General features: G+C 70.5%; 14 protein-coding genes. 11 read left to right on the top strand and 3 right to left on the bottom strand.

Going from position 1 to position 14,909, the window contains the following annotated elements; translation table 11 throughout:
• Nucleotides 1–2: 2 nt before the first annotated feature.
• Complete coding sequence (locus H299_RS0104735) at nt 3–992, top strand: ParB N-terminal domain-containing protein (protein WP_037757717.1); 990 nt, start codon at nt 3–5, stop codon at nt 990–992.
• On the opposite strand, the gene H299_RS0104730 is transcribed toward H299_RS0104735, so the two are convergent.
• Nucleotides 900–2,255 carry an MFS transporter gene (locus H299_RS0104730; RefSeq protein WP_027747477.1) on the bottom strand — a complete coding sequence of 452 codons (1,356 nt, stop codon included), beginning with the start codon at nt 2,253–2,255 and terminating at the stop codon, nt 900–902. The genes H299_RS0104735 and H299_RS0104730 overlap by 93 nt on opposite strands.
• The gene (locus H299_RS0104725) at nt 2,252–3,406 is read right to left on the bottom strand and encodes a sulfatase (protein WP_027747476.1); all 1,155 of its coding nucleotides are present in this window, start codon (nt 3,404–3,406) and stop codon (nt 2,252–2,254) included. Before H299_RS0104725 ends, H299_RS0104730 begins: the two co-directional genes overlap by 4 nt.
• 173 nt (nt 3,407–3,579) lie before the next feature.
• Between H299_RS0104725 and H299_RS0104720 the strand changes: the two genes are divergently transcribed.
• The 7 genes from H299_RS0104720 to H299_RS0104690 are packed head-to-tail and all read left to right on the top strand — an operon-like array spanning nt 3,580 to nt 11,566.
• A complete protein-coding gene (locus H299_RS0104720; RefSeq protein ID WP_027747475.1) occupies nt 3,580–5,244 on the top strand; it encodes a B12-binding domain-containing radical SAM protein in 1,665 nt (554 codons plus the stop codon).
• A gap of 3 nt (nt 5,245–5,247) precedes the next feature.
• Nucleotides 5,248–6,267 carry a sulfotransferase family protein gene (locus H299_RS0104715; RefSeq protein ID WP_027747474.1) on the top strand — a complete coding sequence of 340 codons (1,020 nt, stop codon included), beginning with the start codon at nt 5,248–5,250 and terminating at the stop codon, nt 6,265–6,267.
• Nucleotides 6,264–7,007 (top strand): methyltransferase domain-containing protein, encoded by a 744-nt coding sequence (locus H299_RS0104710; protein WP_027747473.1) that lies wholly within the window; start codon nt 6,264–6,266, stop codon nt 7,005–7,007. The genes H299_RS0104715 and H299_RS0104710 overlap by 4 nt, the downstream gene beginning before the upstream one ends.
• Before the next feature lies 1 nt (nt 7,008).
• On the top strand, nt 7,009–7,464 hold the full coding sequence (locus H299_RS0104705; protein ID WP_027747472.1) for a rubrerythrin family protein: 456 nt from the start codon (nt 7,009–7,011) through the stop codon (nt 7,462–7,464).
• On the top strand, nt 7,461–9,392 hold the full coding sequence (locus tag H299_RS0104700; RefSeq protein WP_027747471.1) for a methyltransferase domain-containing protein: 1,932 nt from the start codon (nt 7,461–7,463) through the stop codon (nt 9,390–9,392). Before H299_RS0104705 ends, H299_RS0104700 begins: the two co-directional genes overlap by 4 nt.
• A complete protein-coding gene (locus tag H299_RS0104695) occupies nt 9,385–10,638 on the top strand; it encodes a sulfotransferase (RefSeq protein WP_027747470.1) in 1,254 nt (417 codons plus the stop codon). Before H299_RS0104700 ends, H299_RS0104695 begins: the two co-directional genes overlap by 8 nt.
• Complete coding sequence (locus H299_RS0104690; protein WP_037757903.1) at nt 10,619–11,566, top strand: arginine deiminase family protein; 948 nt, start codon at nt 10,619–10,621, stop codon at nt 11,564–11,566. Before H299_RS0104695 ends, H299_RS0104690 begins: the two co-directional genes overlap by 20 nt.
• Before the next feature lie 19 nt (nt 11,567–11,585).
• Here H299_RS0104690 and H299_RS0104685 read toward each other — a convergent pair whose 3' ends face one another.
• A complete protein-coding gene (locus H299_RS0104685; protein ID WP_027747468.1) occupies nt 11,586–11,996 on the bottom strand; it encodes a DUF6027 family protein in 411 nt (136 codons plus the stop codon).
• A 73-nt stretch (nt 11,997–12,069) separates the two neighbouring features.
• On the opposite strand from H299_RS0104685, the gene H299_RS40180 reads away from it, so the two are divergent.
• From H299_RS40180 to H299_RS0104670, 3 genes are all read left to right on the top strand, one after another.
• Nucleotides 12,070–12,201, top strand: coding sequence for a hypothetical protein (locus H299_RS40180; protein WP_486587146.1), 132 nt, complete (start codon nt 12,070–12,072; stop codon nt 12,199–12,201).
• A 265-nt stretch (nt 12,202–12,466) separates the two neighbouring features.
• A complete protein-coding gene (locus H299_RS0104675; protein WP_027747467.1) occupies nt 12,467–12,694 on the top strand; it encodes an MbtH family protein in 228 nt (75 codons plus the stop codon).
• A gap of 296 nt (nt 12,695–12,990) precedes the next feature.
• The gene (locus H299_RS0104670; protein ID WP_027747466.1) at nt 12,991–14,898 is read left to right on the top strand and encodes a KedN5 family methylcobalamin-dependent radical SAM C-methyltransferase; all 1,908 of its coding nucleotides are present in this window, start codon (nt 12,991–12,993) and stop codon (nt 14,896–14,898) included.
• Nucleotides 14,899–14,909 lie beyond the last annotated feature (11 nt).

The following is a 14,909-nucleotide window of genomic DNA, read 5'->3' as shown; positions in this document are numbered from 1 at the left end:
GGATGAGCGGGACATCGCCGGGTACGCCGTCAAGAGACACACCACCGACGTTCGTGCCGGTCGACCAGTTAACCGAAACGCGTCTCGTGCGGGTCGCCGGCTCCTCTCCCGACCACGTCAGCGCGCTCGCGCAGTGCCCGGACGACCTCCCGCCGATCCTCGTGCACCGGCCGACCATGCAGGTGATCGACGGCGTGCACCGCCTGCGCGCGGCCAAGCTGCGCGGGGACGCCACCATCGGCGTGCGGTTCGTCGACGGCACCGAGGAGGACGCGTTCGTGCTGGCCGTGAGCGCCAACGTGACCCAGGGATTGCCGCTGACGCTGGCCGACCGCACGGCCGCCGCCGCCCGGATACTCTCCTCGCATCCGCACTTGTCGGACCGCCTGATCGCGTCGACAGCCGGGTTGTCCACCAAGACGGTGGCCGCGATCCGGAAGCGTTCAACCGGGGAAATGACTCAGTTGAACACCCGCCTCGGCCGCGACGGGAAAGTGCGGCCACTCGACGCCTCACACGGCCGCATGATTGCGGGTCGGGCGATTTCCAAGAATCCAGATCTTTCACTGCGGGAGATCGCCCGAATCGCCGGAATATCGGTCGGCACCGCCCGTGATGTCCGGGAAAGAATGCGCCGCGGCGAGGACCCTGTTCCGCCGCGGCATCGCCTTTCCGCCGGAAACCGCACGGAAAGCAACGCGCCGGGCAGCAACACCGGCGGCGTCAACGGCACCATCGGCACGCCGTGCGCGGAACGAGGCCGGTTCCTGCTTTCGCTGCGCACCGATCCTTCGTTGCGGTTCTCCGAGATCGGCCGCGCGCTCCTGCGGCTGCTCGACGCCAACACCCTCGACGCCGCGCAATGGGACCGCCTCGCCGCCGCCGTCCCCCAGCGCTGGTCACCGGTCGTCGCCGACCTCGCCACGGACTGCGCGGCTGACTGGTCGGCGCTCGCCGGCCGGGTCCGCGGCCAGGTCCGCGTCAGCGCGTGAGTCCGGCGCGCACGCCACGGCGATCGCCGCCGCCATCTCGACCACCGCGAACAGCGCGATCACCGGAAGCAGCGACGAGGAGTCGCCGGTGATCGCGACCGCGACCAGCGGCCAGAAGCTGGAGATCGTGACGCCCACCTGGTAGGTCACGGCGATCGCGGAGAACCGCACCATGGTCGGGAACAGGTCCACCAGGAACGCCGCCAGGCCCCCGTAGATCGCGCCGTGCGCGAGGGTCAGCGCGGGGATGAACACCAGGGCGACCAGCATCGGATCGCCCGAGGACAGCCAGGCGCCCGCCGGGATCATCGCGACCACAGCGGCCACGTAGCCGAAGATCATGACCCGCCGGCGGCCGAAGCGATCGGACAGCGCGCCGAACACCGGCAGCGTCACGCACTCTCCCAGGGCCGCGATCATCAGCCCGGTCAGCACGGTCGACCGCACCTCCGGCCCGGCCTTCGCCGCGTGCGCCACCAGGAAGACGGTGAACATCGCGATCACCGAACCGGTGCCGAGCGATGCGAGAATGCCGATCACCACCCGGCGCGGCCACCGCCGCAGCACCATGATCACCGGCACCCGGGCGGCGCGGTTCTCCGCCCGGCCACGCACGAACTCCGGTGTCTCATCGACCCCCAGGCGGACCCAGATGCCGATGCCGACCAGGACGCTCGATGCCAGGAACGGCAGCCGCCACCCCCAGGTCAGGAAGTCCTCCTCGGGCAGCTTGGAGATCAGCACGAAGGTCAGGTTGCTGCCGAACAGCGCCACCGCGAAGCCCATCGCGGGCCAGCTGCTGAAGAAGCCCCGGCGTCCGGGCGGGCCGTGTTCGGTGCTGAGCAGCACCGCGCTTCCCCATTCGCCGCCGATGCCGATGCCCTGCGCGACGCGCAACGTCACCAGCAGGACCGGCGCGAGGACACCGGCGGTGTCATAGGTGGGCAGCAGGCCGACGCCGAACGTGGCGATGCCCATGACGAGCAACGTCCACACCATCATCGACTTGCGGCCCACCCGGTCGCCGAAGTGGCCGAACAGCAGGCCCCCCAGCGGACGCGCGACGAACCCGGCCGCGTAGGTGGCGAACGACGCGAGCACACCGCCGGCAGCCGACGAACCCGGGAAGAACAGCGGGCCGAAGACCAGCGCGGACGCCGTCGCGTACAGGTAGAAGTCGTACCACTCGATGGCGGTGCCGATGGTGCTCGCGATCAGCACCCGGCGGACCGAACGAGGTGACGAGGTCACCCCTGGTGTCACGCGTCCTCATCGGACACGAGGGCCCGCCCGCCGAGTTCGTGGGGATCGGCGGCGAGGTCGTAGGCCCACACCTGCCGCCCATCCGCCTCCCAGATCACCTTGCGCCCGTCCGCGCGCACCGCGTGCAGCGCCCTGAGGTCCGGGTAGTCGTCCGAGGCGGCGGCCCGCTCCTGCGGGAAGTAGGTCTCCGAGTACGCCTCGCGGGACGCCCCGGTGCCGTCCGCGAAGAACTCGGTCAGCGAGGCACCGTCGGAGGACCGGGGGTCCAGCCCGAGCTGGTCGAGCACCGTCGGCATGATGTCGACCAGCCGCACCTGGCGCTCCACACGCATCCCCGCCGGCACCCCGGGGCCGCTGATGATCAGCGGCACGTGCTGGGTCGCGTCGAACAGCAGGCAGCCGTGGCCCTCCTCGTACGGGTGGCCGAGGTCGCCGGCGTGGTCGTTGGGGTACCACCCGGCCAGGTCCTCGCCGTGGTCGGAGAAGCACACCACCAGCATCGATTCGAGATCGTGGCCCATCTCGGCGATGCGGCGCAGCAGGAGCTGGACGTAGTGGTCGGTGTAGGCGATCTCGCCTTCGTACGGGTTCGCCACCTCGACGCCGACATCCTCCGGCGGCTCGTACGGCCAGTGCGCGTCGAAGAAGTGCGCGAACAGGAAGAACGGGCTGGTGCCGTCCAGCGTCTGGAGCCAGCGGGTGGCGCGTTCGACCACCAGGGGCGCGCGCTTGAGCGCCAGTCCGCGTAGTTTCACGTCGCCGACCGACAGCGGGTCACGGCCGTCCGGCAGCCGCGGGATCTCGTCGTCGTAGAAGTCGAACCCGCGGTCGATCCCGTACCACTGGTTCAGTCCGGGGCAGGAGACCACCGCGCCGTTCGTGTACCCGGCCGCCGACAGGCACTCCGCCAGCGTCGGCACCCGCTTGTCCAGCGCCTCGCGGAACAGGTGCCGCACCCCGTGGCGGGGCGGCTGGAGCCCGGTGAACACCGTGGCGTGGCTGACCGGCGTCAGGGGGCACGACGAGATCGCCTGCGTGAAGCTGACCCCGCCCGCACGCAGCCGCTCCACGCCGGGGTACTTCCCCGAATACGCCACGTCGGCGCGCACGGTGTCCAGGGAGATGAAGAGAATGTTCGGCTGTGTGGTCACCGGGATTCCTCTGTATTTCTCTGTCGACGCCAGCGGCACCGAAGGCTAGCAACGGGCTCCCCGCGTTCGACAACGGCGAACTGCGCGGTATGAACACCAATGCTGAACAGCACATCCCGCCACTACAGTTACCTGGCGGAGCGTCCACGACCGTGACGCGAGGGAGAATTCACATGGCGCGCAAGTTATCCCTGGCCCTTGAGCTGTATGCCGACGCGAAAGACACCGTCGACCAGCGCTATATCGAGCAGATGCGCAACCAGGACGCCGAACCGGTGCCGGCCGATCCCACGCTGCCGAGGTTCACCCTCGTCGTCGGACCCTCGCCGTTCACCATGCCGCGCGGCTGGGAGTTCTTCCTCACCTCACCCTACGAAGGTGCGACGTACATCTCGACCGTGCTGCACAACGCCGGGTACCCGGTGCGCATCGTCGACGTCCGCTACACCCCCGACCCGCTGCAGGCGGCGTACGAACAGATCATCGCAGGCACCGACGTGCTCGGTGTGTGCACGTTCGAGGACAACTTCCCGTTCTGCCGCGCGCTGATGGCGATGGTCCGCGATTCGCACCCGGACATACCGATCATCTGCGGCGGCTCGCTGGTCACTTCCGCTCCTTCGGTGTTCATGTCGGACACCGACTGCGACATCGCGGTGATCAGCGAGGGCGAGATCACCATCCTGGAGCTGATGGAGAGTTACGCCCGCGGCTCGTGGCAGCGGGATCTCCCGACCGTCAAGGGCATCTGCTACCGGGACGAGAAGGGAAAGGCGCGCCGCACGCCGCCGCGCGGCCAGATGATGGATCTCGACGCGCTGCCCAGAATGCGGCTCGACCTGTGGCCCCAGGCGCGGTCACCGCTGGGAATGCAGCCGCAGGTGATCTCGTCCTACAGCCGCGGCTGCAAGATGGACTGCTCGTTCTGCTACCGCACCACCCCGCAGGTGCGGGCCAAGTCGCCGGAGAAGATGGACCGCGACCTCGACTGGCTGAAAACCCAGTACGGCGTGGAGTTCTGCTTCTTCGTCGACCTCACGTTCAGTTCGCACCGCGGCCAGACCATCGAGATGTGCGACGTGATCTCCCAGCACGATCTGCGGTGGACCTGTCTGACCCGGTGCGCCGACATGGACGTACCGCGCATCGACGCGATGCGGGAGGCGGGTGCGGACATCATCCTGTACGGCGTCGAGTCGCTGGGCCGCGAGGTGTTGCGCGAGGCCCGCAAGGGCAGCAGCGAGAACCTGACCGTCCGCGCGATGCGCACCACGTTCGACGGCGGCGTGCGGTTCGGCTCGCTGCTCATCGTCGGTCTGCCGAACGAGACCGAGGAGTCCCTGTCGGACATGGTGAAGTTCGCCGAGCAGTACAACCACGTGACCCGGGTGAAGTACCTGTCCGCCATGCCCGGTACGACGGTGTACCAGGACGCGGTGCGGAACAAGGTGATCCGCACCGAGGTCGACCACCTGAACTGGCTCTCGGTCGAACAGGCGCTGCACGAGGACGAGTTCCTGAACGTGAGCGGGCTGCCCGAGCGCGTCTGCCGGGACGCGTACAAGCGTGTCTACGACGCCTACCAGCCCGGACCGGTGATGGACTTCCAGCACTGGCCGGAGCACTTCCAGTACTTCCACCCGCAGCCGGCCGACGGCACCGAGCGTTCGACGTCGTACGCCGGGTCCGGCTGGCGCGCGGGGTGGAGTTCCGCCGCCGCGCCCCTGGTTCCCGGTTCCGAACGGTACACATTGGACAAGGTGGCCGACGCGGCGGTGGCCGAGGTCGGGAGCACCCTGATGGACTGCGGCGCGAAGAAGCTCGCGGTCGAGGTCTGACCGGTGTCCACTCAGGACGGCCCGATCCTGATCATCGGGACCGAGCGATCCGGGTCGAACCTGCTGCGGTTGGTGCTCGACGCGCACTCGCGGATCGCGGTCCCGCACCCGCCGCACTTCATGCGGTACCTGTCCGGCATCCCGTACAACGGTGATGTCGACGCGATGGTGGGCGACGCGATGTGGCTGCTGCGCCACCACATCCACCCGTGGCCGCACGTGATCGACCGGGCCGCGGTGACCGAGGCGGCCGGCCTCTCGCTGTTCGGGGTGGTGTCGGCGATCTACGACCAGTACCGCGTCGCGGAGGGCGCGGCCCGGTGGGGGTGCAAGAGCACGTTCATGGTCGAGCACGTCGACGAGGTGCTCGCCGAGCTCCCGGACGCGCGGTTCCTGTGGCTGGTGCGCGATCCCCGCGATGTGGTCGCGTCGGCGAAGCGGGCCGTGTTCGGCTACTGCCACCCGTACCGGATGGCGCTGCGGTGGACGGCCGAACAGGCACTCGCCCGCGCGGCCCTGGAGCGGTGGGGGCCGGGAGTGGTGCACCTGGTGCGGTACGAGGACCTGGTGTCCGCGCCCGACCGGGAGATCCGGGCGATCTGCGACTTCGTCGGTGAGGCCGTCGAGCCCGCGATGCTGGCGCATCACCTGCGTGGCAACGCCCGGGTGACCGCGTCGCTGTCCGCCTCCTGGCGTACGGCGGGCGACCCGATCACCACGGCCCGGATCGGCGCCCACCGGCGGGGGCTGTCCGACCGGGAGCGGCGGCAGGTGGAGAGCGTGGCCGCGCGGGCGATGGAGACGCTCGGCTACCCGTTCGAGCGGGCCTCCCTGGACGAACCGGCCCCCGGTCCGCTCGGCGTCGCACTGCGCGGGCTCACGGTGCGGCTCGCGGTGGAGGCGCGATCACTGTGCACCGACCGCAACCACTTCCGGCGCTGGCGGCGCGACGCCACCGTCCGCCGGCTGCGCCGCCGCGCGACACCCGGCCGCGCCCTGTTTCCGGCAGGAGAGAGCAGATGAACGAAACGGGAAGCGTCCGTACGCACTTCGCCGACCGCGCGCGCACCTACGACCGGTCCAGCTCGTGGTGCACCGACGACGCGCTCGGCGAGCTGATGCTGTCCGCAGCCGAGCCCCAACCGGGCGATGCGGTCCTGGACGTGGCGTGCGGCACCGGACTGGTGTCACGGCTGTTCGCCGGACGGGTGCGGCGGCTGGTCGGCGTGGACATCACGCCGGAGATGGCCGAGCAGGCGCGCGGACTGCTCGACGAACTGGTGATCGCCCCGGCGGAGGAGCTGCCGTTCGATGACGGCACGTTCGACCTCGTGGTGTGCCGTCAGGGAATCCAGTTCATGACGCTGCCGGACGCGGTGCGGGAGATGGTCCGGGTGACCCGGCCGGGCGGGCGGATCGTGCTGACCCACCTGTGCGCCTACGGGGACGACGACCGCGACGACTACTTCGAGATCCTGCGGCTGCGCAACCCGGCCCGGCGGCACTTCTTCCGGCCTGCCGATGTCGGAGCCCTGCTCGCCGGCGCGGGGTGCGACCCGGTGCGCTCGCAGCGGTACGTGTCGGTGGAGGACGTGGACGTGTGGGCGGACAACGGCGCGATCGGCGAAGACGCGCGGCAGGCCATCCGGGACCGCTACGGGAGGGCGTCGCCCGCGTTCCGCGCACGGCACGCGGTGGCCGAGGCGGACGGGCGGATCACCGACCACATGCTGTTCGTCGTCGCCTCGGGAACGAGGGTCTGACATGGAACCGGACCAGTCACTTGCCGACGGCGTGCGGGCCGCGTTCCTCGCCGAGGCGGCCAGCGCGGCGCGGTACACCTACTTCGCACAGGTCGCCGAGATCGAGGGTCACACGGAGGCGGCCCATGTGTTCGACGAGCTTGCCGAGAGCGTGGCCTGCGCCGCACACGGGCACCTGGATGTGCTGCGCGACCTGCTGGGCGGCGACGCTCCGGGCACCGGCCGCGCGAACGGGGGCGACACCCGCCGCAACCTCGCCGCGGCGATCAGCGGCGACCTCGGCGAGGCCACCGAACGCTACCCCGGCCTGGCGGCGCGGGCGCACGCGGAGGGCGTGGCCGATGTGGCGAGCTGGCTGGAGACGCTGCGCACGCTGAAGAAGACGCATGTGGACCGGCTGGAGCAGGCCCTCACCGGGATGGCCGAGCCGCGGTTCGCCGGGAACGGAGCGCCATGACCACCGACTACACCGCCGAGGCGATCACGGTCTACTCCGGGCTGGAGGCGGTGCGCCGCAACCCGTCGATGTACGTCGGGTCGACCGGCCCGGACGGCGCCCACCACCTGGTGCTCGAACTGGTCGACAACGCCGTGGACGAGGCCGCCGCCGGGCACTGCGGCGCGATCCTGGTGGAGCTGCACGGCGACGGCTCCTGCTCGGTCACCGACGACGGCCGGGGCATCCCCACCGACCCGCACCCGGAGGCCGGCATGCCGGCGTGTGAACTCGTGCTCACCACGCTGCACTCGGGGGGCAAGTTCGACCACTCCTCGTACGCGACCTCGGCCGGGCTGCACGGCGTCGGCCTGGCCTGTGTGAACGCGTTGGCGGAGTGGCTGCGGCTGGACGTGTGGCGCGACGGCGCGCACCACAGCGAGTCGTTCGCCCGAGGCGCGGTCGAGACCCCGCTCAAGCGGGTCGGCGACAGCGGGCGCAGCGGCACCCGGGTGTGGTTCCGGCCGGACCCGGAGATCTTCTCCTCCTGCGTACTGGACGCGGACCTGGTGCACGCGCGGCTGCTCGACATCGCGTACCTGCACCCGGGCCTGCGGGTCGATCTCACCGACCACCGCACCGGGCGGCAGGAGTCGCTGTACGAGGCGACCGGGGTACGGGGCCTGCTGGCCTACCGCGCCCGCGACACCGAGAAGGTGCACGCCGAGCCGGTCACCCTCACCTGGGACGGGGACGGGTGCGTGATCGACGCCGCCGTCCAGTGGACCGAGGGGTACGCGGAGCAGATCTTCAGCTACGTCAACACCATCCGCACCGACCTGGGCGGGTCGCATGTGGACGCCCTGCGCAGCGCGTTGGCCGAGGTGGTGGCCGACCATCTCGGCCCCTCGGCGGACAAGATGACCGTGGTCGACATCCTGGAGGGGCTGACCGCGGTGATCGCGATCCGGATTCCGGACGCGCGGTTCGACGGCCAGACCAAACGCACCCTGCGCAACGACGCCGCGGGCGCCCGCGTGTTCGACGTCGTCACCGAGCAGGCGCGGCGGGCGCTGGCGGCCGACCCGGAACTGGCCCGCCGCATCGCCGAACGGGCCGTCGACGCGAGCCGGGCCCGGCTCGCCGCGCGGCTGGCCGGGCGGACAGCCCGCTCCCGGACCCGGGCCGTCGAGGTCGACTACGCGGTCTACCAGCGGCAGTTCGGGATACGGTCGAAGGACTGGCACGACTCGTGCGCCTGGCTCACCGACGAGGACCTGCTCGGCAGGCACGCGGAGCTGTGCGCGATGCCGCCGGACGCGCGGATGCTGGACGTGTGCTGCGGCAGCGGTGTCGTCGGCGGCGCGTTCCGCGGCCGGGTCGGCGAGATGGTCGGGCTGGACCTCACCCCGGAGATGGCCGCGCTCGCCGCCACCCGGCTGGACGTCGTGCACCAGGGCACCGTCTACGACCTGCCGTTCCCCGACGCCAGTTTCGACCTCGTGGTCACCCGGGAGGTGCTGCATCTGCTGCCCCAGCCGGAGAGGCCGGTGTCGGAGATCTTCCGTGTGCTGCGGCCGGGCGGGCAGTTCATCGTCGGGCAGATCGTGCCGTACGCGGACGTGGACGCGTTCTGGATGTTCCGCGTCTTCAAGAAGAAGCAGCCGCTGCTGTACCAGATGTTCCGCGAGGAGGATTTCCGGGCGCTGCTCACCGGCGGCGGGTTCACCGACGTGCGGATGGAGGAGTACTTCCTGTGGGAGTCGATCGACCGGTGGATCGACACCCACGAGACGACACCGGTGAGCCGGCAGGAGATCTACCGCCTCTACTACGACGCGCCGCGTGAGGTGCGCGCCGTACACCCCTTCGAGGTGCTGCCGGACGGCTCGGTGCGCGACCGGTGGCGGTGGTGCGTCTACTCGGTGCGGAAGCCCGGCCATGCTTAGCCGCACGGTGGATCGCCCGGTCGCCCAGGTCGTGCGCGGGCTGGAGGCGCTGCGGCCGCTGCGGGGCACGCCGGTGCCGCACTTCCGCACGAAGGTGCGCGATCTCGTCGTCGTCGCCTCGAGTTCGCGAGGCGGGTCGAGCATGCTCGCCGAACTGCTGCGGTCCTCGCCGCACCTGCTGCACCTGCGCGGTGAGCTGAATCCGCTGCTGCGGCTGGTCGGCCTCGATCACCCGCACAGCGGCACCGGATGCGACGTGCTGGACGCGGCGCACTGGCACGGGCTCCAGCCGCGGGCCCGGGCGTTCTTCGAGGCGGAGCTGGCGCTGGACGCGGGCTCTCCGGGCACCGGCGTGGAGAACCTGGCGGCGGACGCGGCATGGCGGCTGATCGTGCAGTGGCCGGGGCTGGACCTCGATCCCGTCGACCTGGTGCGGACCGCCGAGTCCGTACTGGACCGTGATCTCCCCCGGTTCGCGCGGGCGCTGATCGGCAGGGCGGGCGTGAACCCGTGGTACTACGACCTTCCCGGGAAGTCACCGGGACCACGACCGGCCGGGCCGCCCGGTGACGTGCTGCTCGAAGAGCCGCCCTTCGTCCTCCCACGTCCCTGGCGGCCCGCGGACGAACACGATCTCGCCACCAAGCCACTGGTGATCAAGACGCCTGGCAACGCCTACCGGCTCGGCTTCCTGCGGGCGGTGTTCCCCCACGCGCGCCTGCGGGTGCTGCATCTGACCAGGAACCCGGCCGCCTCCGTCAACGGCCTGGTCGACGGGTGGCTGCACCACGGGTTCCACGCGTACCGGCTGGACGAACCGCTGCGCATCGCCGGATACACCGACGTGCGGCCGGCCGACCGGCACTGGTGGAAGTTCGACCTGCCACCTCGCTGGCCCGCCTACACCGCCGCCCCCCTGCCCCGGGTCTGCGCCCACCAGTGGGTCTCGAGTCACCGTGCGGTGCTCGCGCACGGGGCGGATCACACGGTGCGGTTCGAGGACCTGATCAGCGGTGCGCACGCCCGCGCGGACGCCGTCGGGCGGATCGCGGACTGGCTGGGCATCCCGTTCGACGGGCCGCTGAAGCGGGCCGCGGACGACGGCGTCGCCGCCGCTGTGGCCACCGCCGCACCACGCCCCGGCCGGTGGCGGGCGCGGGAGGAGGAAGTCCGGTCCGCGCTGAGCGCAGACGTGCTCGCGATGGCGGAGAGGCTCGGCTATGCCCGTGACGACCACTGGATCTGAGCTGAGCACCCACGGCGGCCCGGGGTGGGTCCCCCGGGTGGCGTCGCATGTGGACGAAGTCGCGGCCGGGAGTGTGTGGGCGCCGTGCGGGTACCGGTCGGAGACGGCCGCGCTGCGGTCGGTGCTGCTGGTCCGCCCGCCGGACAGCCTCGCCGCGGTGCGACAGCCGGGGGCCTCGCTGATGCTCGGGCCGGTGGATCTCCCGGCGATGCGCGCGCAGTGCGACGCGCTGGCCGACCGTCTGCGGGAGTACGGGGTGGAGGTCCACCTCGCCTCCCCCGCGGCGGCGCCGAACGCGGTGTTCGCACGGGACCTGTTCTGGATGACCCCGGCCGGGGCGGTGCTGGCGCGGATGGCGTCGGCGCAGCGGGCCGGCGAGGAACGGCACGCCGCGCTCGCGCTGGCCGAGGCCGGGTTCCCGATCCTGCGGACGGTGTCCGGCACCGCCGTGTTCGAGGGCGCCGACGCGCTGTGGATCGACCCGTCGACGGTGATCGTCGGGACCGGGTTCCGCACGAACGCGGCCGGCGCGGCCGAGGTCGCCTCGGCGGTCGCGGGACTGGGGGCGCGGGTGGTGACGGTGCCGCTGGCGCCGGGCGTACAGCACCTGCTGGGGACCGTGATGTTCCTCGACTCGTCCACCGCCGTCGTCCACCGGGCGGCGAGCACACCGGAGTTGGCGGCGCTGCTCGCCGAGTACGGCTACCGGGTGATCGCGCTGCCGCCGGACGAGGAACTGCTGGTGCGGCGCGGGATGAACCTGCTGGTGCTCGCACCGGGGCGGGTGCTGATGCCCGCGGGCTGCCCGGGAATCCGGCGGACGCTGGAGCGAGCGGGTACGGCCGTCGACGAGATCGACGCCGGCGCGTACCTGCGTGCGGCCGGCGGGATCGGCTGCGTGACCGGGGTGGTGCGCCGTGCGCACTGAGAGCCGGCCACCTGCCCGGCTACTGGGCCGGGTAGACCGTGGGGTCGTCCAGCGGCACCTTCAGCCAAGAGATCATCTGCCGGAGCTGGTGGTAGGCCGCGAGCCGCTGCTCGTCGGAATCGGCCTCCTCCGCGGCCGCGATCGGCTCCCACAGTCGCGGCACCATCACCGGACCGAGTTCGAGCAGGCCGCCGCTGCCGCCGGTGGCCCACTTCGCCAGCACGTACCGGACGATGGCACCGACGGGGATGTCCAGGTTTTGGGACATGCCGCGCACGGTCTCCAGCGGATCGAGGAGCCCGTAGTCGACCACCTCGGCCTTGAAGTTGGCATGCGGGTCGTCCGGTGGCCAGCACCGTTCCCATCGGCGCAGCCGAACCGCCGGCGTACCGGTCGCGTCGTAGGCCAGGTCATCCATGTCGCCGTCCATACCGCCACCCTAGGCGGCACCGAGCTTGTCCGACCGGACAAGGATGAACACCGAAGCCAGGAAAGGAGAACCAGTGAACGACAACCTTCGTGAGGAGCAGGTCGCACTCGTTCCGACCGACTCGGGCGCCGCTGCCGGCGGCACCGCTACGGCCGACGACGAGGCGATCCGTCAGCAGCTGCGCAGCCTCGGCTACCGCATCTGATCCCACCGCCCCGGCCCGCCCGCACGGGCGGGCCGGGGCGTCCTCGCGAAGGAGGACGAGCAGGCCCGCCACGCAGCCGCGGCTGGGGTGCCTCGGGCGGCTCCTGCGGATCGCCGGTGTCGTCCCACCCGGTCGCCCCGGTCCTTCCGGCTGTCCCGGTGATCCGGCCGGCGTTCGCCTTGGCGTGCCGTCCCCGCACGCCGTGGAAAGCGGGAGTGTTGACCACCCGGCGGCCCGTTGTACTGTGCGGCGACTGGGAGGCGGCATGGCTGAGACGACCAACCCGTTCGACGACGAGAACGGAGTGTTCCTGGTGCTGCGCAACGACGAGGACCAGCACTCGCTGTGGCCGGAGTTCGCTCCGCTGCCCGCCGGGTGGCAAGTGGTGCACGGCCCGGACGGCCGGGCGGCGTGCCTGGCCTACGTCGAGGAGAACTGGACCGACCTGCGTCCGGCCTCCCTGCGCCGCGCCATGGACGGCTCGGCCGGGTGAGCTTCCGGACGGATACCCGGTCTTTCTAGTGGCGGCGGTGGTGGACCGCTGCACCACCTGCATCACACTCCACGTCCGCCCGCCGCCGATGGACGCCTCGACGGTGCACGGGCGCCGCGCTGATGTCCGCGGTTGAGCGTCGGAGCCAGTTGGACAACCACATTTCACACGGTGTACGGCGTGCAAGCGCCCGCGGGAACCTGGCGGCCTGGCGGCATAGGGGCAGAACAGTGAGTCGGTCCACACTTCCGTTACCACGACCACGACCACGGGAGCAGCGCGGGTGCGCGCTGCTCGTGCAACAAGGCGCCTGGGACATGCCCAAGGAATCGATGCCGCTCGCCGCCGGTTATCTCACAGCCGCGGCACAGGCCGATCCCGTGGTGGGACCCGAGTTCGAGGTGAGAATACAGAACTTCCGCGGTGGAGAATCGCTCGGCTCGATGGCGCGCACGATCTTCTCCGGGGTGATGCCGGACGTGCTGGCGTTCTCCGTCTTCGGCTGGAACTTCAACCAGTTCGGCGCGCTCGCCGAGACCTACAAGTCGGTGCGCCCGGACGGCTGGGTCGTCTTCGGCGGAACGCACGTCGCACACCAGGCGGAGCGCGTCTTCCGGCGCTTCCCCGAGGTCGACATCGTCGCCAACGGCGAGGGCGAGTTCACTTTCCGCGACCTGCTGCTCGCCGTCCTCGAGGAGAAGTCGCCGCACGATCTGGCGCAGGTGCCGGGTATCTCCTACCGCGACGAGGAAGGCACGGTCCACACCACTGCCGAAGCACCGCGCATCGAAGACCTGGACAGCATTCCTTCGCCATTTCTGACGGGGGCCATCCCACTGCTCGACCACAAGGGCCGGTTCCCCTACGACGTGGCGCTGATGGAGACCAACCGCGGCTGTCCGTACAAGTGCTCGTTCTGCTACTGGGGTGGCGCGGTCGGCCAGCGGATGCGCGACTTCTCCCGCGAGCGGCTGCGCGCGGAACTCGACCTCTTCGGTTATCACCAGATTCCGACGGTGGTGCTGTGCGACTCGAACTTCGGCATGCGGCAGCCGGACGCGGAGTTCGTCGAGGACCTCGTCAGGACGCGCGAGAAGTACGGATTCCCGCAGTCGTTGGAGACCTCGTGGGCGAAGAACAAGTCCAAGACGTTCCACAACATCATCCGCCGGATGAAGGCCGAGGGGTTCCAGAGTTCGTTCACCGTGGCTCTGCAGACGCTGGACGACACGGCGTTGCGTGACATGGGCAGGAGAAACATGCGGCTCAACGAGTGGCAGGAGCTGGCGGCATGGCTCGCGGCGGAGGGGCTCGACGCCTACGCCGAGCTGATCTGGGGTGCGCCGGGTGAGACGGTCGACTCCTTCCTGACGGGCTACGACCGGCTGTCCGAACACGTCTCCCGCATCGCCGTCTACCCGCTGTTGCTGCTGCCCAACACGCACTACACGGAGCACCGCGAGGAGCACGGCTTCGTCACCGTGCGCGGCGACAACGACGACTTCGAGTACGTTCTCGCCAACCGCACCGTCACGGTCGCGGAGAACACGATGATGCAGCGGTTCATGTTCTGGGCCCGGATGATGAGCGAGAACATGTACTTCCGGCACATCTGGGTGCCGCTGCGGGAACTCGCCGGGCTCACCCAGAGCGCCGTACTGCTGATCCTGTCGGACTGGTTCCAGGACTCGGCCGATCCCGCCGTCGCCGAACTACTGGGTCATGGCCGCGAGTTCACCGATTCCGGCGTGGTCGTCGAGTCGCTGCACAAGCTCTACGCCGACCCGAGGTTCGGGCCGGTCTTCCAGCGGTGGTGGGATGAGGCGATCCTGCCGAAGGTGCCCGAGCGGCACAGGCCGCTGCTGAACGAGATCTTCCGCTACGACAACGCGACCCGCCCGATCTACTCCGGAGCGGGTGCCGAGGACGCCGAGGTACGCAGCATCGACGGCCTGCCGCACTACGTCCGCAGCGGCCTGCGGTTCCAGTACGCGATGCCGCACGTCCTCGAGGCCATCCGCGCGAACAGGCCGTTCGACGATGCACCCTCGCCGGTCGAACTGACGCTCGCCTACCGTGTCGGGTTCGACGACTACGTCGACAATCACGAACTCGCGGCCTACTACGCCAGCCGTTGCCTGGAGATCCGCGAGCTGACAGCGCCACGGACGCACACGCCGCTCGGCAACGCGTCCACGCACTGACCCTCTGGAGA

Source organism: Streptomyces sp. CNH287 (assembly GCF_000424825.1).
Note: the sequence above shows the minus strand (reverse complement) of the source record. Positions and strands in the feature narration are given on the sequence as shown.